At 46.3% G+C, this 21569-nt stretch carries 20 protein-coding genes and 1 other annotated feature; all 20 genes read left to right on the top strand.

What is annotated here, in order from left to right; translation table 11 throughout:
• The first annotated feature begins 9 nt into the window (after window positions 1-9).
• The 20 genes from KNP99_RS04530 (at window position 10) to ileS (ending at window position 21514) form a co-directional block, all read left to right on the top strand.
• Complete coding sequence (locus tag KNP99_RS04530) at window positions 10-831, top strand: ketopantoate reductase family protein (RefSeq protein WP_214845142.1); 822 nt, start codon at window positions 10-12, stop codon at window positions 829-831.
• Window positions 828-1184, top strand: a complete 357-nt coding sequence (locus KNP99_RS04525; RefSeq protein ID WP_214765228.1) for a DUF3397 family protein — start codon at window positions 828-830, stop codon at window positions 1182-1184. Before KNP99_RS04530 ends, KNP99_RS04525 begins: the two co-directional genes overlap by 4 nt.
• Before the next feature lie 25 nt (window positions 1185-1209).
• On the top strand, window positions 1210-2769 hold the full coding sequence (bshC, locus tag KNP99_RS04520) for a bacillithiol biosynthesis cysteine-adding enzyme BshC (RefSeq protein WP_214765226.1): 1560 nt from the start codon (window positions 1210-1212) through the stop codon (window positions 2767-2769).
• Window positions 2770-2930: 161 nt separating this feature from the next.
• Window positions 2931-3869 carry a 16S rRNA (cytosine(1402)-N(4))-methyltransferase RsmH gene (rsmH, locus tag KNP99_RS04515; RefSeq protein ID WP_029330916.1) on the top strand — a complete coding sequence of 313 codons (939 nt, stop codon included), beginning with the start codon at window positions 2931-2933 and terminating at the stop codon, window positions 3867-3869.
• Between the two features lie 13 nt (window positions 3870-3882).
• Window positions 3883-4269: a cell division protein FtsL gene (gene ftsL / locus KNP99_RS04510; protein WP_088837436.1), complete on the top strand. Its 387-nt coding sequence runs from the start codon at window positions 3883-3885 to the stop codon at window positions 4267-4269.
• Entirely contained in the window at window positions 4266-6404 is a 2139-nt protein-coding gene (locus KNP99_RS04505) for a penicillin-binding transpeptidase domain-containing protein (RefSeq protein ID WP_088837435.1), read from the top strand. The genes ftsL and KNP99_RS04505 overlap by 4 nt, the downstream gene beginning before the upstream one ends.
• A 106-nt stretch (window positions 6405-6510) precedes the next feature.
• The gene (locus KNP99_RS04500; RefSeq protein ID WP_214845140.1) at window positions 6511-7830 is read left to right on the top strand and encodes a UDP-N-acetylmuramoyl-tripeptide--D-alanyl-D-alanine ligase; all 1320 of its coding nucleotides are present in this window, start codon (window positions 6511-6513) and stop codon (window positions 7828-7830) included.
• A gap of 22 nt (window positions 7831-7852) precedes the next feature.
• Window positions 7853-8815 carry a phospho-N-acetylmuramoyl-pentapeptide-transferase gene (mraY, locus tag KNP99_RS04495; RefSeq protein WP_088837433.1) on the top strand — a complete coding sequence of 321 codons (963 nt, stop codon included), beginning with the start codon at window positions 7853-7855 and terminating at the stop codon, window positions 8813-8815.
• Window positions 8816-8852: 37 nt separating this feature from the next.
• A complete protein-coding gene (gene murD, locus KNP99_RS04490) occupies window positions 8853-10199 on the top strand; it encodes a UDP-N-acetylmuramoyl-L-alanine--D-glutamate ligase (protein ID WP_214765222.1) in 1347 nt (448 codons plus the stop codon).
• A complete protein-coding gene (gene murG / locus KNP99_RS04485; protein ID WP_088837431.1) occupies window positions 10196-11290 on the top strand; it encodes an undecaprenyldiphospho-muramoylpentapeptide beta-N-acetylglucosaminyltransferase in 1095 nt (364 codons plus the stop codon). Before murD ends, murG begins: the two co-directional genes overlap by 4 nt.
• 59 nt (window positions 11291-11349) lie before the next feature.
• Window positions 11350-12123, top strand: coding sequence for a cell division protein FtsQ/DivIB (locus KNP99_RS04480; RefSeq protein ID WP_088837430.1), 774 nt, complete (start codon window positions 11350-11352; stop codon window positions 12121-12123).
• Between the two features lie 228 nt (window positions 12124-12351).
• Window positions 12352-13656 carry a cell division protein FtsA gene (gene ftsA / locus KNP99_RS04475; RefSeq protein WP_214765220.1) on the top strand — a complete coding sequence of 435 codons (1305 nt, stop codon included), beginning with the start codon at window positions 12352-12354 and terminating at the stop codon, window positions 13654-13656.
• A gap of 43 nt (window positions 13657-13699) precedes the next feature.
• Window positions 13700-14860, top strand: coding sequence for a cell division protein FtsZ (gene ftsZ / locus KNP99_RS04470; RefSeq protein WP_029330907.1), 1161 nt, complete (start codon window positions 13700-13702; stop codon window positions 14858-14860).
• A gap of 80 nt (window positions 14861-14940) precedes the next feature.
• Entirely contained in the window at window positions 14941-15714 is a 774-nt protein-coding gene (gene pgeF, locus KNP99_RS04465; RefSeq protein ID WP_214801894.1) for a peptidoglycan editing factor PgeF, read from the top strand.
• Entirely contained in the window at window positions 15704-16375 is a 672-nt protein-coding gene (locus tag KNP99_RS04460; RefSeq protein WP_088837427.1) for a YggS family pyridoxal phosphate-dependent enzyme, read from the top strand. The genes pgeF and KNP99_RS04460 overlap by 11 nt, the downstream gene beginning before the upstream one ends.
• A 30-nt stretch (window positions 16376-16405) precedes the next feature.
• Window positions 16406-16900, top strand: coding sequence for a cell division protein SepF (locus tag KNP99_RS04455; protein WP_029330904.1), 495 nt, complete (start codon window positions 16406-16408; stop codon window positions 16898-16900).
• Between the two features lie 2 nt (window positions 16901-16902).
• Window positions 16903-17175, top strand: coding sequence for a YggT family protein (locus tag KNP99_RS04450; protein ID WP_088837426.1), 273 nt, complete (start codon window positions 16903-16905; stop codon window positions 17173-17175).
• Window positions 17175-17948: a YlmH family RNA-binding protein gene (locus KNP99_RS04445; protein WP_029330902.1), complete on the top strand. Its 774-nt coding sequence runs from the start codon at window positions 17175-17177 to the stop codon at window positions 17946-17948. The genes KNP99_RS04450 and KNP99_RS04445 overlap by 1 nt, the downstream gene beginning before the upstream one ends.
• A 23-nt stretch (window positions 17949-17971) precedes the next feature.
• Complete coding sequence (locus KNP99_RS04440; RefSeq protein ID WP_088837425.1) at window positions 17972-18493, top strand: DivIVA domain-containing protein; 522 nt, start codon at window positions 17972-17974, stop codon at window positions 18491-18493.
• Window positions 18494-18720, top strand: a binding site (T-box leader).
• 58 nt (window positions 18721-18778) lie between these two features.
• Window positions 18779-21514 (top strand): isoleucine--tRNA ligase, encoded by a 2736-nt coding sequence (ileS, locus tag KNP99_RS04435; protein ID WP_088837424.1) that lies wholly within the window; start codon window positions 18779-18781, stop codon window positions 21512-21514.
• The last annotated feature ends 55 nt before the right edge of the window (window positions 21515-21569 follow it).

Below are 21569 nucleotides of genomic sequence, written 5' to 3'. Positions count from 1 at the left end.
GATTCGACGATGAGCAGAATAGGAATCATCGGAGCCGGTGCTGTTGGGTTATTACTTGCTTCCTACTTAGCAGAGCACCATCAAATTACGTTATATACGAGACAGTTAGATGACGGGACAAAGCGAATCCTGCGAGACGATCAATGGAGTCCGACCGTAAAGGTTCGACCGATTGCGCATTTCGAGTCACAAGACTTGGTGTTCGTTACGACAAAGTCGTATGATATAAAAAGTGTGATTCCTTATCTAGAACACGAGAAAAATCCAGTCGTTTTTTTACAAAATGGAATGGGACATCTTGATGCAGCACGTGCTCTGCCGCAAGCAATTTTCGGGGTCGTTGAGCATGGCGCGATGAAAACAGGTCCTTACGAAATTTGTCATACGGGAAAAGGGCGCATTCGATATGGGAATCATGTCCTGTCGATGCTGAAGCGAGATGCGTTGCAGTTTGAGCACGTAACGAATATTGAAGCAGTCATGGTGACGAAATTATTCATGAATGCTGTCATCAATCCATTGACAGCTTATTATGGGGTTGAAAATGGGCGATTACTCGATGAACCGTATGCATCGAAAGCACGTGCCGTCTTTGCCGAAGTGCGTAGTGTCTTCCCGAACCACCCGATTACGTATGATGAAATCGAACAGATTTTAAAGCGTACGCGTCTCAATCGCTCGTCGATGTTACGGGATGTGGAGCAAGGACGAATGACGGAAATCGATCCAATCGTTGGGTATGTGCTAAAGCAGGCGACGCAACCGACACCGTTGTTAGCTTATTACTTTCAGGAAATTAAGCATCGAGAACAAGAGGGGGATTCGTTGTGACGGTTTTTATCATCTTTCCACTGTTCAGTTTAATTGTCCTTTACTTATTATTCCTGTTGTTGTTTCGGACGCATGCCAAGGCCGTCCGGGTCGCGCTTGATCTCGGGACGTTCATCGTATTGTATGCGATTCATGTTTCGTTAATCGCATTGACGGGGCATAACTACATGGGTTGGTTGTTGATTGCGGTATTGTCAGTGTTTGCATTAAATGCGTTATGGCAACGGATTCGACAAGTCGACATCGATTATGTCCAAATGATTCGACATAGTTGGCGAATCATCGTCTTGATTGCCCTTCCTGTACATCTCATACTGTTTGGAATTGGAATTCGTCAACTAATGATTGGTTGATCAAGTTAGAAAGAAGGGATTTTGTTTGAAGGTACAATCATTTCACGCCTTATATGAAGACAACTCGTTGATGCATAGAGCGACGGGTGAAGACTTTTCTAAATATGTAGACCACATCGGAGAAGAAGGGATGCAAGCGCGGAGCCAACGTCTTCGAGAGCGTCAGTATCCTCATCTCAGTCCACTCGTCGATGAGTTGATTCGTCAAAATCCGCAGATGACTGGAACGATTCGACAGCGTCTCGAACGTTTACGGACGGGTGAGGCACAAGTCGTCATTACTGGGCAGCAAACCGGTATCTTCGGGGGGCCTTTATATGCCATTTACAAACTGTTAACCTGTCTAAAGGTCGCGAAGCAAGCGGAAAATCAATTGGGGTTACCGGTTGTTCCGATCTTTTGGCTCGCGACCGAAGATCATGATTTTGATGAAATCAATCATATCTATGCACCGACGGCAGAATATCAACCGCGAAAATTGACGGTTTCACCGCAAGATACGATTCAGCGTTCCGTTAGTCGGATGACGCTCGATCAAAAAGCGGTCAAACAAGTCTTACGCCAAGCCTTGAGCGTCGACCAAGAAACACAAAATACAAAGGAACTTGTTTTGCTGGTGGAGCGGTTGATTGATCAAGAAACGACATATGGCGGTTTTTTCTCAGCGCTACTCGGAGAATTAGTGAAGCATGATGTCATCTTTTTTGATGCCGATGCAAAAGCAGTACGCGAACTCGAAATTCCATTCTTTGAGCAGTTGATTCAAGACAACAAAGAAATTCGTCAAGCGTTGTCGACCGGGATTCAGCAAACGACGGACTTACCGGATACCTTCTTGAATGAAGAAGCAGCGCATCTGTTCGTCGAGGACATCGGACGGGATTTATTGTACCCGGGAGAAGACTTTGTAACGAAGCAGGGGAAGACTTACACGGAACTTGAGTTACTGGCGTTGCTGTATGCAAGTCCTGAGCGTTTTTCGAATAGTGTCGTCACACGACCGTTGATGCAGGATTATCTGTTCCCGACCCTCGCCTATATCGGAGGACCTGGTGAGATTGCCTACTGGACACGTCTTCGGCCATTGTTCCATCACTTTGATTGGACGATGCCGCTGCTCATTCCACGAATGGGCGCCGTCATGTTACGGGCGCGGGACGAAAAGCTGCTTCGCCGGTATGACTTGTCGCTAGAACAAGTATTATCGCATGGTGTAGCGATTGAACCGTTCGATGCGACGAAGATAAATAGTCAGCTGCATTCGTCGCATATTTTAGGTACTGCACTCATTCAAGAAATTGAACAGGTCGAGCGGGCAACTTCTAAAAATTTATCAGCGACGAAAAAGCTGAATAAACAAATTCAACTCGCAATCGATACGCTCGTTACGCAAGAGCGGCGGAATTACGATCGCCTCATGCGAACAAAACGCTCACTCCAGTATCAACTTCTTCCGAATGGAGCGCCTCAAGAGCGCATGCACTCCATCTTGCCATGGCTCAATCGCTACGGTTTAGATTTAATTCAAAACCTGCGTGTACAATATGAGCAGACAGATGCTGAACAATTGGAAATTTTGCTTTAAACCTGCTGAAATGAGCAGGTTTTTTTGTTTTTTTAGCGAAAGATACCTAAAAGTGAAATAAATCAAGAAAACTGTCTCATTTTCGTAACGTTTTAAATAAGGAATGTGATACATTGAAAAAGAGTAACGTCCATCTTGGACACTGAAAGGTGAGGCAGGGCATGTTTGAACATGAAACGGTATTAAAATGGGAGTCCATTAAAGGGCTAGATATTAAACCTGATGGAGTATATGTAGATTGTACATTAGGTGGAGCAGGACACAGTGAAGAAATCGTGAAGCAATTGACGACAGGTCATCTCTATGCATTTGATCAAGATGACGTCGCGCTTGCCCATGCGGAAGAACGTCTCGCAGCGTATGCCGGTCGCTTTACGCTGATTAAGAGTAACTTCGTTCACTTGCAAGAAAAGCTAAATGAGTTAGGTGTAACTAAAGTAGATGGTATTTTGTTTGATCTCGGTGTATCCTCCCCCCAGCTGGATGAAGGGGAACGTGGTTTTAGTTATAACTTTGATGCGCGTCTCGATATGCGAATGGATCAAACGTCATCGTTATCGGCATATGAAGTCGTCAACGACTGGCCATATAATGATCTCGTTCGGATTTTCTTTACATACGGAGAAGAAAAATTTTCGAAGCAGATTGCACGGAAAATTGAAAAGGCACGTGAAGAAGGTCCAATCACGACGACGTTCGAACTGGTCGAACTCATCAAGGACGCGATTCCAGCGCCTGCCCGTCGAAAGGGTGGGCATCCGGCAAAGCGGACGTTCCAAGCGATTCGGATTGCTGTCAATGATGAATTGAATGTCTTCGATCGAGCGGTGTATCAGGCGATTGATTTGCTGGCTGTTGGTGGTCGTCTTTGTGTCATCACGTTCCATTCACTTGAAGACCGCATGTGTAAACTAGCATTTAAAGAAAAATCATCGTTACCTGAGCTTCCACAAGGATTGCCGATGATTCCAAAAGAGTTTGAACCAGAACTTCGCCTCGTCACACGTAAGCCGATTACAGCAGGAAATGATGAGCTTGATGATAACCGTCGTTCACGTTCTGCTAAGTTACGGATTGTTGAAAAAATGAAGGAAAGTTGAGAGGAGCATTCAGATGGCAGAACCACTTCGTAAACCAGTCCAATCGCTAGAACCTGTTCGTCAGCGCCCAGTTCAAGAACCGACGAAAACGGAAGACATTAATCGTCGCGTCGCCGTCCGTCCGAAGTATCGCCTGTATCCCTTTGAAAAATTCTTATACAGTGCAATGATTGGTGGTCTCGTCTTATTCGGTAGCGCGACGATTGGGGCACACAATGATGCTTATAACGTCAGTCGAGATCTTGCGAAGGAAAATCAAGTGACGCAAGAGATGAAGAAGGAAAATGAACGTCTTCAACTTGAAGTTACGAATTTAAGCTCTCCAGAACGGATCTACAAGATTGCGAAAGAACAAGGTCTTGATATGCGAAAAGGGAACATCAAGGTGATTCCTAAATGAATCCACTTAAAAAGTCCCGTGTGAGAGTAGCCATCATCATGATGATATTTGCTGCTCTCTTTTTTGTGTTTATTGGCCGGTTTCTTTATTTGTCGACAACTAAAAAGTTTCACGGAGAAGATATGATTGCCTACGCGGAAAAGAAACGCTGGGAAGCCGAGTCGACGCTCTCGGCAGAGCGAGGGGAAATTTTTGACCGTCTCGGTTCACCGATTGCGATCAATGTACCCTCTTACCACCTTGTCGCAGTCTACCGGTTAGGCGGCGTTCAAGATCCGGATGCGACAGTCGTTGACTATAAGAAGACGGCGACAGGGCTCGCGCCGATTCTTGGTATGACGGTCAAAGAGCTTGAGACGTATTTGATTGAAAATAAAGACCGCTCGCAAATCGAGTTCGGAAAAAAAGGGAGTGATTTGACGCTTGATCAAAAAGAAAAAATTGATAAGCTCGACCTTCCCGGAATCCGACTGATTGAAGAGCCAAAACGATATTATCCAAACGGTGTTTTTCTATCCGATACGCTCGGATTCGTTCAAAAGATGACGGAGGATAACGGACGCGTCGTCTTAAAAGGACAGATGGGGATCGAAAAACAATATGATGATGCGTTACGGGAGTCAATTGGGTCCCGTGTCTTTGAAAAAGATCGAAGTGGCGGTGAATTGATTCAAGGTGGATCGCGTATTTCAAATGAGCCGAAAGATGGCTCGAACTTATACTTGACGATTGATCACCGAATTCAACAAGCGCTCGAAAAACAAATGCAGAAAATGTATGACGAATACAAACCTAAAAATGCGACAGGTGTCGTCATGGATGCAAAAACGGGTGAAATACTCGCGATGACGGATCGACCATCATTCAATCCGAACTTGCGGGATATGACAGATTTCACGAACTTTGCCGTTTCCTCACGGTTCGAACCGGGTTCGACGATGAAGATCTTTACGCTGGCGGCTGCGATTGATGCCGGTGTCTTTCGGCCGAATGAACCGTATAAGTCAGGTAACTACAACTATAAAGGCACAGTCATCAAGGATTACAATGATGTTGGTTGGGGGACGATTCCAATGATTGAAGGAGTCTATCACTCGTCGAATGTCATGTTCTCGATTTTGACAGCTGAAAAGCTAGGCATCGAGCGGTATAAAGAATACTTTAAGAAGTTTCATTTTGATCAAAAGACGGGTATAGACATCTCGGGAGAAGTAAACAGTCAGTCCGATTTATCAAAACCGTTAAATACGGTCATCACGTCGTGGGGACAATCGACCGCCGTGACTCCGATGCAATTGTTGCAGGGAGCGACGGCAATCGCTGGAAATGGTGAAATGGTCAAACCACACATCATCCAAAAGGCAGATCACGTCGATCAGGCTCCTTACAAAGCAAAAACGGAAGTGGTCGGCAAACCGATTTCGGCTGAAGCGGCGAAGGCGACGCGGGAAGCACTCGATGGCGTCGTCAACAGTAAGCTTGGAACGGGACAAATGTATAAGTTGGATGATTACCGCGTCATCGGTAAAACAGGGACAGCGCAAATTTCAGAGAACGGGAAGTATATCCAAGGAAAGTTCATCCATTCCTTCATCGGAATGGCCCCGAAGGATGATCCTGAACTCATCATGTACATTGCAGTCGATCGTCCATCGAAAAATGAATCATCGGTCTCGGGTCCAAGTATCATGAGTCCAGTTTTCAAAAGCGTCATGAATACAGCACTCCAGTATCGGAGCATCCAACCCGAAACACAAAAAGAGTCAGTCGATGTCAAAGCAAAAATAACACCGAGCTATATTACAAAAACCGCTGCCGAAGCGAAGGCTTTAGCGAAGGAACAAGGTGCCGTTCCGATTATTTTAGGTGACGGGGCACAAGTCGTCTCGCAAATCCCGTCGCGTGGTCAGGAATTCGTCAGTGGTGAACGTGTCCTTCTTAAAACGGATGATACGTTCAAGATGCCTGATTTGACCGGCTGGTCGCAACGAGATGTCAAAAAGCTCGTCAGTTTGTATGATTTGAAGTTAGATGTGATTGGTAAAGGTTTTGTAACCAAACAATCAGCCCGAACTGGTACACTAGTGAAAGAAAATGGAAAGTTGACGGTTGAACTCGCTGAACCAAACGATTAAGGTAAAAGCGGTCCCTAATTTTCTGCAGGAGAACGAGGACGAACAGGAGTCATTCGTTGACTTTTGAATTCGTCCTCTTTTTCTGTAAATGAGTGGAGGAAATGAAATGGTGACGATAACAGAAATCGCAAGTTGGCTCGGATTAGATGTGACAGACAAAAGATCGCTTCGCCACTTTGCGACGGATTCGAGAAGTGAACTGACAGAAGGATTGTACGTTCCGATACAAGGCGCGCGCGTCGACGGACATTCGTTCATCGAAGGAGCAATCGACCAAGGAGCCATCGCGACGTTATGGAAAAAAGGAATCCCGCTTCCGGACGCAGACATCGTCGTACTCGAAGTCGAAGACCCGTTAGCCGCGTTGCAACATATTGCAACACGTTACTTGAAACTCGTCTCACCAAAGGTAGTGGCGATTACGGGGTCCAATGGTAAGACATCGACAAAAGATATGGTCGAAAGTGTATTGAAAACGACGTATCGGACGCATAAGACATCAGGTAATTTTAATTCAGACATCGGCATGCCGTTGACGATTTTGATGATGCCTCGTGACACGGAGGTAGCGGTGCTCGAGATGGGAATGAGCGGCTTCGGTGACATCGAGTTCTTATCACAATTAGCAGAACCGGATATCGCACTTGTAACGAATATCGGTGAGTCTCATGCGGAACATGTCGGGGGGCGTGCAGGAATTGCAAAAGCCAAATTAGAAATCACAGCAGGTCTAAAGCCGGATGGTCATCTATTCCTTGACGGAGACGAAGCGTTACTTGCTGGTGTTACAGGTGAGCGGATTGGTTACCACCACGCAAACACATTTGTCATCGAGCAAGCAGAGGCGACCTTCCTCGGAACGACGTTTCAATTTGCCGGAGCAACATTCCGTATTCCGATTCTTGGAAAACATCAAGTGCGCAACGCGGCTTATGCGATTGCGACAGCACGTGCACTCGGGGTTGCGGACGAGGTGATTCAGGCAGGGCTGGATGAAGTGAAATTGACACCGATGCGGATGGAACGTCTCGTCTATCACAAGACAGCCATTATCAATGATGCTTATAATGCAAGCCCGACATCGATGAATGCGGCAATCGAGACGGTTGCAGAGCTTGACGGTTATCCGACCCGCGTTGTTGTCTTAGGAGACATGTACGAGCTTGGGGACCAAGAGCGTGAATTGCACGCATCGGTCGGTAAGCGGATTACACTTCCAGTCTCACATGCTATTCTTGTAGGAGAGAAGGGACGGTATATCGCGGAAGGCATTACTGATCCGTCGGTAGTGGTCGAATTCGCAGAGACGGTCGATCAGGCGGCTACGTTGCTTCGTCCGTTGTTGGGTGAACAAACGATTGTGTTGCTTAAAGCTTCTCGTGGAGTAGCGCTTGAGCAGATTTTAACGGATTTAAACAAAATTTAATTCTTAAAAGTAGGTGTTTGCAATGATTACATTATTCATCAGTTTAATTGTCGCTTTACTCGTGGTTCTTCTTGTCATGCCAAGAGCGATTCCTTTTTTACACCAGTTGAAATTTGGACAAGAAATTCGAGAAGAAGGACCGCAGTGGCACCAGGTCAAGTCCGGAACGCCAACGATGGGTGGAATCGTCATTTTACTCGCAATGATCGGGAGTTTGATTGCGGCGATGATTACGGGAGACTTAGAAGCGAATCACTTGTCACTCTTGTTCTTGACGCTTGCTTATGGTGCGATCGGATTCATCGATGATTACATCAAAGTCGTCAAAAAACGTAACCTTGGATTGAACTCGAAACAAAAATTAATTGGACAAATCGTTGTTGGATTATTGTTTGTATGGTTGAGTGGTGGGTTTACAAGCGAAGCGACTTACTTAGCGATCCCGTTTACGTCAATGACGTTTGATTTCGGCTTGCTTTATCCACTTGTCGCGTTGTTCTGGTTAGTCGGATTCTCGAATGCCGTCAATTTGACGGACGGATTAGATGGTCTCGTATCCTTTACAGCAATCCCGACATTCCTGTTCTTTAGTTTGTATGCGTGGTTCGTTGCAGATGAAGTAGGGGTCGCGTTATTCGCGATGTCAGCAGTCGGTGCATTGATTGGATTCTTATTGTTCAATGCCCACCCTGCGAAAATCTTCATGGGGGATACAGGTTCGCTCGCACTCGGAGCAGCACTCGCCGGGTTATCCATCCTCTTAAAACTTGAATTGCTACTTGTCTTAATTGGAATCGTGTTCGTTGTTGAGACATTATCTGTGATTTTACAGGTGATTTCATTTAAAACGACGGGAAAACGTATCTTTAAGATGAGCCCGATTCATCATCATTTCGAGATGGTCGGTTGGAGTGAATGGCGGATTGTCGGTACGTTTGCTTCGATTAGTTGTATCGTAGCGTTCATTGCCTACTTGCTTGTTTAATTGAAATTTCCGGATGAAGAAAGTGAGCGATTTTAAGATGAAGAAGTCTGATTGGGTCAACAAAAAGGTCTTAGTGCTCGGAACGGCTAAAAGTGGTATCGCAGCGGCTAAGTATTTGGTCGAAGCAGGGGCAGATGTGACGGTGAACGACGGTGGGACACCCTCGGGAACAGATCAAGATACTTTGCTGAAACTCGGTGTCAAAACGACTTTCGGCGAGCATCCGCTCACGTTACTTGAAGGAGTAGAGCTCATCGTCAAAAATCCAGGGATTCCGTATCAGATTCCGCTCTTGCAAGAAGCACTGGTGCGACAGATTCCAATCTGGACGGAAGTCGAGCTCGGCTATCATGCGACGAATGCGCAATGGGTAGCGATTACAGGGTCAAACGGGAAGACGACGACGACGACGCTTGTCCACGAATTATTGAAACAGCAGACGCGTCCGGTACACTTGGCGGGAAACATCGGCTTCCCGGCGATTGAGATTGCGAAAGAAGCGGAAGATGATGCAATCATCGTGATTGAACTTTCGAGTTTCCAACTGATGGGAATGCACGCCTTTAAACCAATGAGTGCGGCTTTCTTAAACTTATCAGCGGCTCATCTTGACTATCATGGTGATCTTGAATCCTACGCGGAAGCGAAAGCACGAATTTTCCGTAACATGGATGCGAATGACCGCCTTGTCGTCAATGCAGACGATGATGTCGTCATGCGCTTAAGTGATCAGGCAAAAGCAGAGCGGTTGCGTTTTTCACGTAAGAGTCCAGCTTATGCTCGTGTCGAGCAGGACATGATTATGGTTGGTGAAACGCCGATCTTACCGGCCGCTGAACTGGCTTTAGGTGGGGGACACAATCTAGAGAACGTCTTAGCAGCATTGACGTTAGTAGAACCATTCAATATTCCGTTACAAGCGGTGCAGGACGTCTTACGGACATTCGGTGGCGTCGCGCATCGTACAGAGTACATTGGCGAATTCAAGGGACGTAAAGTCTACAATGATTCGAAAGCGACGAACAACGTAGCGACGGAAGCAGCACTATCCGGTTTTAAAGCTCCAATCATTTGGTTATGTGGCGGACTAGAACGCGGTGCTGATTTAACACCACTCGTAGAGTCGATGACACAAGTCAAGCATGTCGTCGGTTTGGGCGAGACGGGACCACGTTTTGCGGAACTGGCACGTCAAGAAAAGATTGATGCAACGGTCGTCAGCGATATGGCGCAAGCAGTACAGGCAGCATTTGATGTCTCACAAGCCGGGGATATCATCTTATTATCGCCTGCGTCAGCGAGCTGGGATCAATATAAGACGTATGAAGAACGTGGCGAACATTTTGTTCGCGCCGTCGAATCGATTGGAGGAGATGCTAAATGAGAATCGTCGTATCAGGTGGTGGAACCGGAGGGCATATTTATCCGGCGCTCGCGATGATCCGCGAAATCGAGCGACGGATGCCGTGTGAAGTGCTATACATCGGAACGGAAAATGGGCTAGAAGCAGATATCGTCCGACGCGCAGGAATTCCCTTTGAATCGATTGAGATTTCAGGTATTCGCCGTTCGTTATCATTTGAAAACGTTAAGACGGGAATCCGTTTCTTAAAGAGCGTGACCCGTGTCCGGAAAATGTTGCGAAAGTTCAACCCCGACATCGTGGTCGGGACAGGTGGTTTCGTTTGTGGACCGGTCCTTTATACAGCAGCGAAGATGGGGTATAAAACACTCGTCCATGAGCAAAACAGTTTACCTGGTATTACGAATAAGTTCCTTGCTCGGTACGTCGATCGTGTCGCGTTATCGTTTAAAGGATCAGGTCACCATTTCGGTAAAAACGAAGCGAAAACCGTTTTAATCGGTAATCCCCGGGCTTCCGAAGTAGCTGATTTGCAAGTCGACCCGGTCATTGAACGGCAACGTTATGGTTTTGAAGAAGGGCGCCCGTTAGTCGTCGTTTACGGTGGAAGTCGTGGAGCGCCAGCAATCAACCAAGCAATCATCGAGATGATGCCGAAGTTCATTCAGATGGATTGGTCGATGTTGTTCGTGACAGGTCAAGTTCATTTTGAAGAGATTACTCGCCAAATCGGAACGGTCCCGGAGCGGATTCAGTTACGTCCGTTTGTCTATGATTTACCGAATATCTTAAAGGCGAGTCAACTCGTCATTTCACGTTCGGGTGCGAGCACGTTAGCAGAATTGACGACGCTCGGATTACCGAGCATTCTCATTCCGAGTCCATACGTCACAGAAAACCATCAAGAAGTAAATGCCTCGTCCCTCGTCGAAACAGGAGCAAGCTTGCTCGTCCGAGAAGCTGAACTGACAGGAGAAACGTTATTCGATGCTTGTAAAACGGCGATTGCGAATCAAGAAGCGATGTCGCAGGCCGCATTCGCTTTAGGGATGCCGAATGCATCGAGTGATTTAGTAGACGAGTTGAATCGCTTGATTCAACAAAAAAACTAAACAGTTGCAGGAATAGACCGATAAGGAACTGAAATTAATCAAGTAGAGGAGGAATGAACGTGAAGGAGCGACAACCGGTAAAAGATACGGATGCCACTGTCAGTAGTCTAGAAGATAAGATTCCTTATATCCGTGAACAACGCCGGAAGAAAGCAAACCGACGTTTAATCTATGTCCTCATCCTGATCGGTCTATTGATTGCTGTCGTATTTTATCTTCAGTCCAGTTATTCGCGGGTAGCGACACTTGAGATTGACGGTGTCGTCAATGTCAAAGAAGAAGACATCATTCAGGCGTCACGGATGAAGGTGAAGGAGACACATGCTTTCAATGTGTCAGAAGAAGCTGTGCTAGAGCGAATCGAAGATGTACCAGGTATACGGGAAGCAACGATGACACAGAGTTTTCTCCATAACTATCAAGTTAATGTCGTGGAGGAAAAAGAAATTGCTTACGCGAAAGATCAACCCGGAGACCGAATCGTCTTAGCAGATGGAACAATCATCCCTGGAAAGTCGAAGGAAGAATTGTTCGATGCACCGATTTTAACAGGCTTTACAGATCAGTCCCTTGAACGGTTGACGAAGGAACTCGTCAAAATCGAACCAAAAGTTCGGAGTCGGATTTCGGAAATCGTTGCAAACGATAAAACCGATAAAGGGGGATTGAAGTTATTCATGACGGATGGCAATACCGTCTTATTGAGTACTTCAGCTTTTTCTAACTCGTTGAATGAATATGTCAAAGTGATTTCAGCCTTACCAAAAGGAAAAACAGGGACGATCACGATTGACGGGGGAATCTATTTCAAACCATATAAAGTAAAAAAATAGAAAATTCCTAGTCATGAGTCAGCAGATTGACAAACGTTTGTTTTCATTAGTAAATAAGTAGGCGTATCGTCATCAAATCGTAATCTATTAGATGGGTAAGTTAGACAATAACTTCTTTTCGTAGGGTTTTATATAGTGTAGACTTAAACGAGAAGAAGTTTATCTTGTTTCCTGAATATATATAGGGACAATCAGTATGAGTATTATGAAAGTGGAGGTGTCACTCCCATGGAAACGAAAGGTACGATTGCCGCACTAGACATTGGAACATCGGAAGTGAAACTCATCGTCGGTGAACTACTCGGTGGGACACTGAACGTGTTAGCGGAGGGTTCTGCACCATCTGCCGGTGTCAAACGTGGCGTCATCGTCGATATCGACCAAACAGTCAATGCCATTAAACAAGCGGTCGCTGAAGTGGAACGGACACTCGGTGAACCGATTGGTGAAGTATATGTAGCAATTTCTGGAGAACACATTCAAGTCAAGGATTGTCAAGGGATGACTTCAATTAAAGGCGAAGACAATGAAATTACGGATGACGACGTCAAAGACGTCTTACACTCCGCAATGGTCATGCGCATTCCGAACGAATTAAGTGTTGTCGATGTACTACCGAAAACGTTTACGGTCGACCAACAAACAGAAATCACGGATCCACGTGGTATGATCGGTTATCGTCTAGAAGTGACAGGGAAGTTGATCATTGGAGCGAAGACGATCCTACATAGCATTAAACGTTCAATCGAACGGGCTGGTCTAGAGCTTGCAGGATACGTACTTGAAAGCTTAGCTGTTTCAAGAATCGCGGCATCAATCGATGAACTGGAGCTTGGCGTCGGCATCATCGATATTGGACATGAGACGACAACATTGTCGATTTATGAAAAAAACGATCTCGTTTACTCGACGACGTTACCTTATGGTGGCGATCATCTGACACGTGACTTAACGTATAAGATGAATTGTAAGTACCAAGATGCAAAACTTGCGAAGGAAGAATACGGAGTGGCGCTTGAATCGTTAGGGGATCCTGAAGAAAAGGTATCCTATGTAACGATTAATGGGGAGCATCGTTTTGAGCCGCAACCTGAGATCGGTTTCGTTTTAGAGGCACGCCTCGAAGAAATCTTCGAGATGATTCAAAAACGGATGACGCAGGCTGGCCATCCACAAATGAATAGTGGCATCATTCTCTGCGGTGGAAGTTCTTCGCTTCCTGGAATCGATCAGCTAGGGAAACGGATTTTCAACCAGAACGTCAACGTCTACCAACCGGCCAGCTTAGGCATTCGTAATCCGAAGTACGCTGTGGCAGCCGGCATGTTACGCTATGTACTCTCAAGAAGTACGGTTTCGAAATCAGGATTTGATCGTGCGGACGAGAAGGAAGTCGTGGCGCAAAATCGTGAACAAGAACAATTGCTTACGAACCCGACACCGTCTCCAGTACGTGAAGAACGAACGCAACAGGAACAACCTCCAAAAGAGCGTAAATCATTCAGTAGTTTCTTTGAAAAGTTTTTTGGTTAATGACTAAAATACAATGAGTATAAAAAATTAGGGGGCCCCTTTTATGTTGCATTTTGATGAAATGATGGACCAAGTAGCTAAAATTAAGGTCATCGGCGTAGGTGGCGGTGGTTCAAACGCCGTCAACCGAATGATTGAACATGGTGTACAAGGCGTAGAATTCATCGCCGTCAATACAGATGCACAAGCACTCAACATGTCGCAGGCAGATGTGAAGCTCCAACTCGGTGCAAAGCTGACACGCGGTTTAGGTGCAGGTGCGAATCCAGAAATCGGTAAAAAAGCGGCAGAAGAAAGCCGTGAACAGTTGACAGAGATTTTGTCAGGTGCTGATATGGTCTTCGTCACTGCAGGTATGGGTGGCGGGACAGGAACTGGTGCTGCGCCAGTCATCGCTGAAATTTCAAAAGAAATCGGCGCATTGACTGTCGGTGTCGTAACGAAACCGTTCATGTTTGAAGGACGCAAACGGATGCAACACGCTGTATCGGGTGTGCAAAACTTTAAAGAAAAAGTCGATACGTTAATCGTCATTCCGAATGATAAATTACTTGAAATCGTTGATCGTAACACGCCGATGCTCGAAGCATTCAAAGAAGCGGATAATGTGCTTCGTCAAGGGGTTCAAGGGATCACAGACTTAATCGCTGTCCCTGGTTTAATCAACTTAGACTTTGCAGACGTTAAGACAATCATGACTGAAAAAGGATCTGCCTTGATGGGCGTTGGTGTTGCGACAGGCGAACACCGTGCAACGGAAGCTGCGAAGAAAGCCATTTCAAGTCCATTGCTTGAAACATCGATTGAAGGTGCAAAAGGTGTCTTAATGAACATCACAGGTAGTGCGAACCTCAGTCTATATGAAGTAACGGAAGCTGCTCAAATCGTTCAAAGTGCAGCAGATGAAGAAGTAAACTTGATTTTCGGTTCTGTTATCAACGATAACTTAGAAGATGAAATCATCGTTACCGTCATCGCAACAGAATTCGAAAACGAGCCACTCGATTTCGAGATTCCATCTGCTCAAGAAATGATGAAAAACTTACTCAAGAAAAAGCAGGCGACTCCAACTCCTGCTGCGACTGAGGAGCCGAAACCACAAGTCGAAGAGACACCTGTCAGCTCGAATCCAGAACCAGCAAAAGGGTCAGATGTTGAAGAAACGATGGACATTCCATCATTCCTTCGTCGGAACAATCGTTAATCGATTTTTTCCAAGACACGACTGCTAGACAAAGAGGTGTCGCGTAAGCGGCACCTCTTTTTTGAAAGGGATGTGAAATGATGTTTGGTCAATGGATAAAGTGGGATACACCGACCGGTACAGTGCGTGCGGCATTCACTACAAAATTTTCAGCGCCGCATGGTATTGGCAATCTTGGATTGCATGTCAATGACGATCGCGATGGTGTCATTCAAAACCGGCAAGTCATCGCCCGTCAACTTGATTTATCGCTCGAAAATTCAGTTTGGGCAGAACAGGTTCACGGGAACCATGTCGAACAAGTGACGACGCTAGATTCTGGACGAGGCGCACTGGATTATGGAACAACGATCGAGGGTACAGATGGATTGGTGACGACGGATGCAAATGTATTACTCGCCATGTTATTCGCGGATTGTGTACCGCTCGTTTTTTGTGATCCGACGACAGGAATCATTGCGAATACGCATGCCGGATGGCGTGGAACAGTCGCGAATATCGTTGAAGCGACTGTCGCCCGAATGGAAGCGGCGGGGGCAGACCGTTCCTCGATTCAAATGGTCATCGGACCCTCGATTCGTGAATGTTGTTATGAGGTCGACCAACCCGTCCTTGAAGCGATTGACGGGCTTGGTCTTGAAGATACGCCCTACACAATGAAAGAAAACGGAAAAGCGATGCTTTCGCTTCAGCAGACGAATGCTGCATTAGCAGAGCGAAGTGGATTAGGTGACATCATTGATGCAGGAATTTGTACGCACTGCCAAGCAGATGACTATTTCTCTTACCGTCATGGGGACCACCAAGGTCGTTTCGCGAGCTTGATCGTAAAGGAGTCATTACATGTCGATTAATGAAAATGTTCAACTTGTCCAACAAAAGATGCAACAAGCGAGTGAAAAGAGTTTTCAAAAAAAGCAGGTACAACTGATTGGCGTGACGAAATCAGTTTCAAGTCAAGTTGCCTCTGAGCTGTTAGAAGCAGGTATAACGGCGCTAGGTGAAAATCGTCCGGAGGGTTTGTCAGAAAAACAAGCAGCACTTGGGCGTGAAGCCTGTGAGTGGCACTTCATCGGGACACTGCAGTCGCGAAAAGTACGTCAAATCATCGATCAAATCGATGTGCTTCACTCACTCGATCGTTTGCATTTAGCGGAAGAAATCAATAAACGTGCAAAACGTCCTATCGATTGTTTTGTTCAAGTCAATGTCTCGGGTGAAGCTTCGAAACAAGGTATTTCCGCAGAAGACATCCATTCCTTTCTACATGAAATCGGTCAATATCCAAAAGTTCGTGTGATTGGACTCATGACGATGGCACCATTGACAGAAAATCAAGAGGAAGTGCGGTCCGTTTTCCGCGCTTTACGCGTCTTACGAGACGAAGTAGCAGCACGAAACCTGTCTTACGCTCCCTGTACGGAATTATCGATGGGGATGTCGTCTGATTATGAAATTGCGATTGAAGAAGGGGCGACACACGTCAGAATCGGAACGGTCCTCGTCCAATCATAAAACGTAGAAGAAGTTGAAAGGAGAATCGAAATGGGATTCAAATCGAAAATGCAACATCTGTTTCTTGGGAACACAGACGATTTAGACGAACTTGAATATGAAAATGATGCTACAATAAATAAAGGTAGAGGTACTGCAGAGCAAGAGTATGAAGAGTACTACGAGGAATCTACCCCGAGTGTTACTCAAAAGGAGGACCCTGTGCGTCAATCGAATATCGTTCCGATTCATACGAAAAAAGCAAAATCACAAGTCATTTTAAGTGAGCCGCGTGTCTTCAATGAAGCACAAGAAATTGGGGAGCATCTCCGTCAAAATCGTGCGGTCATCGTTAATATGCAACGCATGTCAAAAGATCAATCACGGCAAATGATTAATTTTCTTTCAGGCGTCGTCTTTGCACTCGATGGTACGATTACGACAATCAGTCAAAACACGCTCCTCTGTGTGCCGAACAACGTCGAGCTCGCGGGTAGTATTTCAAATCTACTTGGAGAAGATGATATCAATCATAAGGGGTGGTAAACATGGATTCACAAGTTATGTACGCGATTGGGCGTACATTGAGCACGTTACTTCAATATTATAGCTATGTCATGATTGCTTATATTTTACTTTCATGGTTCCCGAACGCACGAGAGTCAAGATTCGGACAAGTATTAGCGATGTTAGTCGAACCGTTCCTCGCGCCTTTCCGACGGATCATCCCGCCCATCGGAGGTATGCTTGACATCTCACCAATCGTTGCCTTTTTAGTGTTGAACTTAGCACAGTCAGGCATTCGAGCAATCTTCTTCTAATGAGCGTCTATGATCACTATCGCGGACATGAGCGGGAGTTCGTCGATCTTGTCTTAAACTGGATCGATCATGTCGAAGCGACCTATACGTTTAAACTGACAGATTTTCTTGACCCACGCGAACAGCAAATCACACGTGAACTCGTCGGAACGAAATGTGCCCTCTTTTTTGAGGGCGGTTTCGAAGGGGCAGAGCGACAGCGGGCACTAATTGCGCCTGATTACTACGAACTTGATGCGAGCGACTTTGATATTGCCATCTATCGTATTCATTATCCTACAAAATTCGTTGAACTATCGCATCGACAAGTAACAGGTACGCTCTTAAACGTCGGTCTGAAACGCGGCAAGTTCGGTGACGTCGTCATTCAAGATCAAGTCGTTCAGTTCGCAGTCGCAGAAGACGTTGCTTCTTATATCGAAGTCAACGTCGAGCGGGCAGGGAAAACGAAAATTCGTTTATCTCGCGTCGAACTAGAAGACCAATTGAAGATCAAAGAACAGGAATGGCAAGAAGAACTTGGATTCGTCAGTTCGCTCCGCTTTGATACTGTCGTCAGCGAAGTGCTTGGTTTTTCGAGACAAAAAGCACAGAGTTTGATTAAACAAGGGGAAAGTAAAGTGAATTATAAAATCGTCGAAGATCCAAGCTTCATGCTTGAAGAAGGCGATTTGCTTTCGCTCCGTGGAACAGGCCGCGTCAAATTGACGGCTATTTTAGGGTCGACGAAACGCGACCGGATTAAATTACAGTACGGATTATTAAAAGGTTAAAAAATGCTGAGGAGGATTTCATCATGCCATTGACGCCACTTGATATTCATAATAAGGAATTTACACGTAAGTTTCGCGGCTATGACGAGGATGAGGTCAACGAATTTCTTGATCAAGTCATCAAGGATTTTGAAATGTTGTTGCGGGAAAACCGTCAACAGCAAGAAGTGATTCAAAACATGCAATCGCGTGTCGATTACTTCAGTTCGATGGAAGAGACGTTAAACAAGTCAATCATCGTTGCCCAAGAAGCAGGAGAAGAAGTCAAGGCCAATGCGACGAAAGAAGCAAGCTTGATTTTAAAACAAGCCGAGCGTGAAGCGGAACAACTGCAAGATTCCGCACAGCGTCGAGCGCAACGGACAGACTTTGAAGTCGAACAGATGCGTAAGAAAATCGAATTGTACCGTAATCGTTTTAAAGTCTTGATCGATGCGCAGATGGAGTTATTGGCAAGCCATGATTGGGACGCGTTTGATAGTTCGACCCGTGGTGCGCTTGACGAGATTCCGGCAGTTGCGTATAATGACGACGATGTCATATAACTTAAATCAATGACAAGGACACGTCTTAATCAGACTGCTGCAAGCGAATCGGGGACTGGTGTGAGCCCGAACAGTAAGTGAGAATGGATATCCCCTTCGAGTGTGAGACTGAACCATTAAGTAAGTCGCACCGATTCGCCCCCGTTATCGGGCTCTTAAGTGGTAGTTCGTACGGTTGAACTACTAGTAGGGTGGTACCGCGAGTTCAAGCCAAGCTCGTCCCTATACCAGGGATGTGTTTGGCTTTTTTTGTATGTTAAATTAAAAGAAGTGAGGGAATGCCAGATGGAGTACAAAGATACATTACTGATGATGAAAACTGAATTTCTAATGCGAGGTAACTTGCCGAAACGTGAGCCGGACATGCAGGCACGTTGGAACGAGATGAACTTATATCAAGCAGTTCAAGAAAAAAATGCTGGGAAACCAACCTTCATCCTTCATGATGGACCACCATACGCAAACGGTGATATTCACATGGGGCACGGATTAAACAAAGTCTTAAAAGATATCGTCGTCCGTTACAAATCGATGAATGGTTTCCGTTCACCGTACGTACCGGGTTGGGATACACACGGTTTACCGATTGAAACAGCGCTCCAAAAATCAGGTGTCGATCGGAAGACGATGTCGGTCGCTGAGTTCCGTGAGTTGTGTGCGAAATATGCGCTCGAACAAGTCGATCATCAGCGTGAACAGTTTAAGCGTTTAGGTGTTCTCGGTGATTATGATAATCCATACATCACGCTCCAACCGGAATTTGAAGCGGCGCAAATTCGCCTCTTCGGTGACATGGCGAACAAAGGCTATATCTATAAAGGAAAAAAACCAGTCTACTGGTCACCTTCTTCTGAGTCGGCACTGGCAGAAGCCGAAATCGAATACCATGATAAACGTTCTGCTGCCATCTATGTTGCGTTCCCTGTCTTAGAAGGAAATAACATCTTAGAGCCAACCGATCACTTCGTCATCTGGACGACGACGCCGTGGACGATTCCTGCAAACCTCGGAATCTCTGTCAGTGCGGAACTCACGTATGCCCGGATCGAGTACGAAGGAAAAGGTTATATCGTCGCAGAGGCGCTTGTTCCTGAAGTCATCGAGGCACTCGGATGGGAAGACGCGACAGTCGGTCGTGTCTTCAATGGAGCAGATTTCGAATACATGAAAGCCAAACACCCGCTCTATGACCGTGAATCACTCGTCATGCTCGGTGATCATGTTACGGCGGAAGCAACCGGCGTCGTGCATACGGCACCTGGACACGGGGAAGATGACTATCGCATCGGACAAGCATACGGACTCGATGTCCTCTGCCCGGTCGATGATAAAGGGGTCATGACGGCGGAAGCACCAGGATTCGAAGGCATGTTCTATGAAGATGCGAATAAAGAAGTCGGTCTTGCGTTAGAAAAAGCGGGCGCATTGTTGAAACTATCGTTCATCAAACACTCGTATCCGCACGACTGGCGGACGAAAAAACCGGTCATCTTCCGGGCAACACCACAATGGTTCGCGTCGATTAAAGACTTCCGTGCGGAAATCCTTGACGAAATCAAAGATGTGCAGTGGGTACCGGCATGGGGAGAAACACGTCTTCACAACATGTTTAAAGATCGTGGCGACTGGGTCATCTCGCGTCAACGTGCATGGGGCGTGCCCCTTCCAATCTTCTATGCAGAAGACGGAACAGAAATCGTTACACCGGAAACAATCGACCATATCGCGAACTTGTTCGCAGAGCACGGTTCGAACGTCTGGTATGAACGCGAAGCAATCGACTTATTGCCGGAAGGCTTTACGCACCCGGCAAGTCCGAATGGTCAGTTCAAAAAAGAAACAGACATCATGGATGTCTGGTTCGATTCCGGCTCGTCACATGCCGGTGTGCTGGCGACGCGTCCAGAACTAGAGCGTCCGGCTGATCTTTACCTCGAAGGTTCAGACCAATACCGTGGCTGGTTCAACTCGTCGCTTTCGACAGCTGTTGCGACAACGGGAAAAGCACCGTATAAAGCAGTCGTCAGTCATGGTTTCGTATTAGACGGTCAAGGACGGAAGATGTCGAAGTCAATCGGGAATACGATTGCCCCAATCCAAATCATGCAACAATTCGGTGCTGAGATTCTTCGTCTGTGGGTTGCGTCAGTCGATTATCAGTCAGATGTCCGGGCATCGATGGACAACTTTAAACAAGTTTCAGAATCATACCGTAAAATCCGGAACACGGTCCGTTTCCTGCTCGGGAACTTGGATCAATTCGATCACACGGCACATCGTGTTGCGTTTGAAGATTTACCGGAAGCAGACCGTTTCATGCGGACGAAGCTCGATCAATTAGTCGGTAAAGTCAAAAAAGCCTATGATGCGTATGATTTCATGGCAGTTTACCAACTGTTGCATAACTTCTGTGTCCTTGACCTGTCTTCGTTCTACCTCGACTACACGAAAGACATCTTGTATATCGAACAAGCAGATGCACCGGCGCGTCGTGCCGTTCAAACGGTCATGTATGATACCGTCGTGACATTGTTACAATTGATGGCACCTGTCTTACCGCATACGGCAGACGAAGCATGGGAATTCGTTCCTGGTGTCGAGACGGCAAGTATCTTCTTGACGGATTTACCGGAAGCAGTCGACGTATCGGAAGAAGGACTTGCACTGATCGCGAAATGGAACGCGTTCCTCGTCTTCCGCGATGATGTCTTGAAGGCGCTTGAAGAAGCACGGGCAGAGAAGCTCGTCGGGAAAACGCTCGAAGCCAAACTCGAGCTCGCACCGAACGAAGCGACGAAGAACTTGCTTGCGACAATCGACCATCTTGAACAACTGCTTCAAGTCTCACACATCGATTTTGTCGACTCGGCAGAACGTAACTATGAGACGACAGCAATCACTGTTTTGAAAGCGGACGGCGAGAAATGTGAACGTTGCTGGACATATTCGACTGAACTTGGTCAAGATCCGGCTCATCCGACACTTTGTCCTCGTTGTACTGCGGTCGTCAATTCTTTATAATGAATAAGGGGAGGGGCGGCTACTGCGACTTCGTAGCTACCCCTCATTATTTTTG

This window comes from Exiguobacterium sp. s95 (assembly GCF_018618655.1).
Lineage (GTDB): Bacteria > Bacillota > Bacilli > Exiguobacteriales > Exiguobacteriaceae > Exiguobacterium_A > Exiguobacterium_A oxidotolerans.
The sequence above is the reverse complement of the archived record's forward strand: the minus strand, read 5'-3'. Positions and strand labels throughout refer to the sequence as shown.

Bases quoted from the DNA above. Each gene is read 5' to 3' on its own strand.
- KNP99_RS04530 (WP_214845142.1), top strand. From the start codon at position 10: ATGAGCAGAATAGGAATCATCGGAGCCGGTGCTGTTGGGTTATTACTT.
- rsmH (WP_029330916.1), top strand. From the start codon at position 2,931: ATGTTTGAACATGAAACGGTATTAAAATGGGAGTCCATTAAAGGGCTA.
- ftsL (WP_088837436.1), top strand. From the start codon at position 3,883: ATGGCAGAACCACTTCGTAAACCAGTCCAATCGCTAGAACCTGTTCGT.
- KNP99_RS04505 (WP_088837435.1), top strand. From the start codon at position 4,266: ATGAATCCACTTAAAAAGTCCCGTGTGAGAGTAGCCATCATCATGATG.
- KNP99_RS04500 (WP_214845140.1), top strand. From the start codon at position 6,511: ATGGTGACGATAACAGAAATCGCAAGTTGGCTCGGATTAGATGTGACA.
- mraY (WP_088837433.1), top strand. From the start codon at position 7,853: ATGATTACATTATTCATCAGTTTAATTGTCGCTTTACTCGTGGTTCTT.
- murD (WP_214765222.1), top strand. From the start codon at position 8,853: ATGAAGAAGTCTGATTGGGTCAACAAAAAGGTCTTAGTGCTCGGAACG.
- murG (WP_088837431.1), top strand. From the start codon at position 10,196: ATGAGAATCGTCGTATCAGGTGGTGGAACCGGAGGGCATATTTATCCG.
- ftsA (WP_214765220.1), top strand. From the start codon at position 12,352: ATGGAAACGAAAGGTACGATTGCCGCACTAGACATTGGAACATCGGAA.
- ftsZ (WP_029330907.1), top strand. From the start codon at position 13,700: ATGTTGCATTTTGATGAAATGATGGACCAAGTAGCTAAAATTAAGGTC.
- pgeF (WP_214801894.1), top strand. From the start codon at position 14,941: ATGTTTGGTCAATGGATAAAGTGGGATACACCGACCGGTACAGTGCGT.
- KNP99_RS04460 (WP_088837427.1), top strand. From the start codon at position 15,704: ATGTCGATTAATGAAAATGTTCAACTTGTCCAACAAAAGATGCAACAA.
- KNP99_RS04455 (WP_029330904.1), top strand. From the start codon at position 16,406: ATGGGATTCAAATCGAAAATGCAACATCTGTTTCTTGGGAACACAGAC.
- KNP99_RS04450 (WP_088837426.1), top strand. From the start codon at position 16,903: ATGGATTCACAAGTTATGTACGCGATTGGGCGTACATTGAGCACGTTA.
- KNP99_RS04445 (WP_029330902.1), top strand. From the start codon at position 17,175: ATGAGCGTCTATGATCACTATCGCGGACATGAGCGGGAGTTCGTCGAT.
- KNP99_RS04440 (WP_088837425.1), top strand. From the start codon at position 17,972: ATGCCATTGACGCCACTTGATATTCATAATAAGGAATTTACACGTAAG.
- ileS (WP_088837424.1), top strand. From the start codon at position 18,779: ATGGAGTACAAAGATACATTACTGATGATGAAAACTGAATTTCTAATG.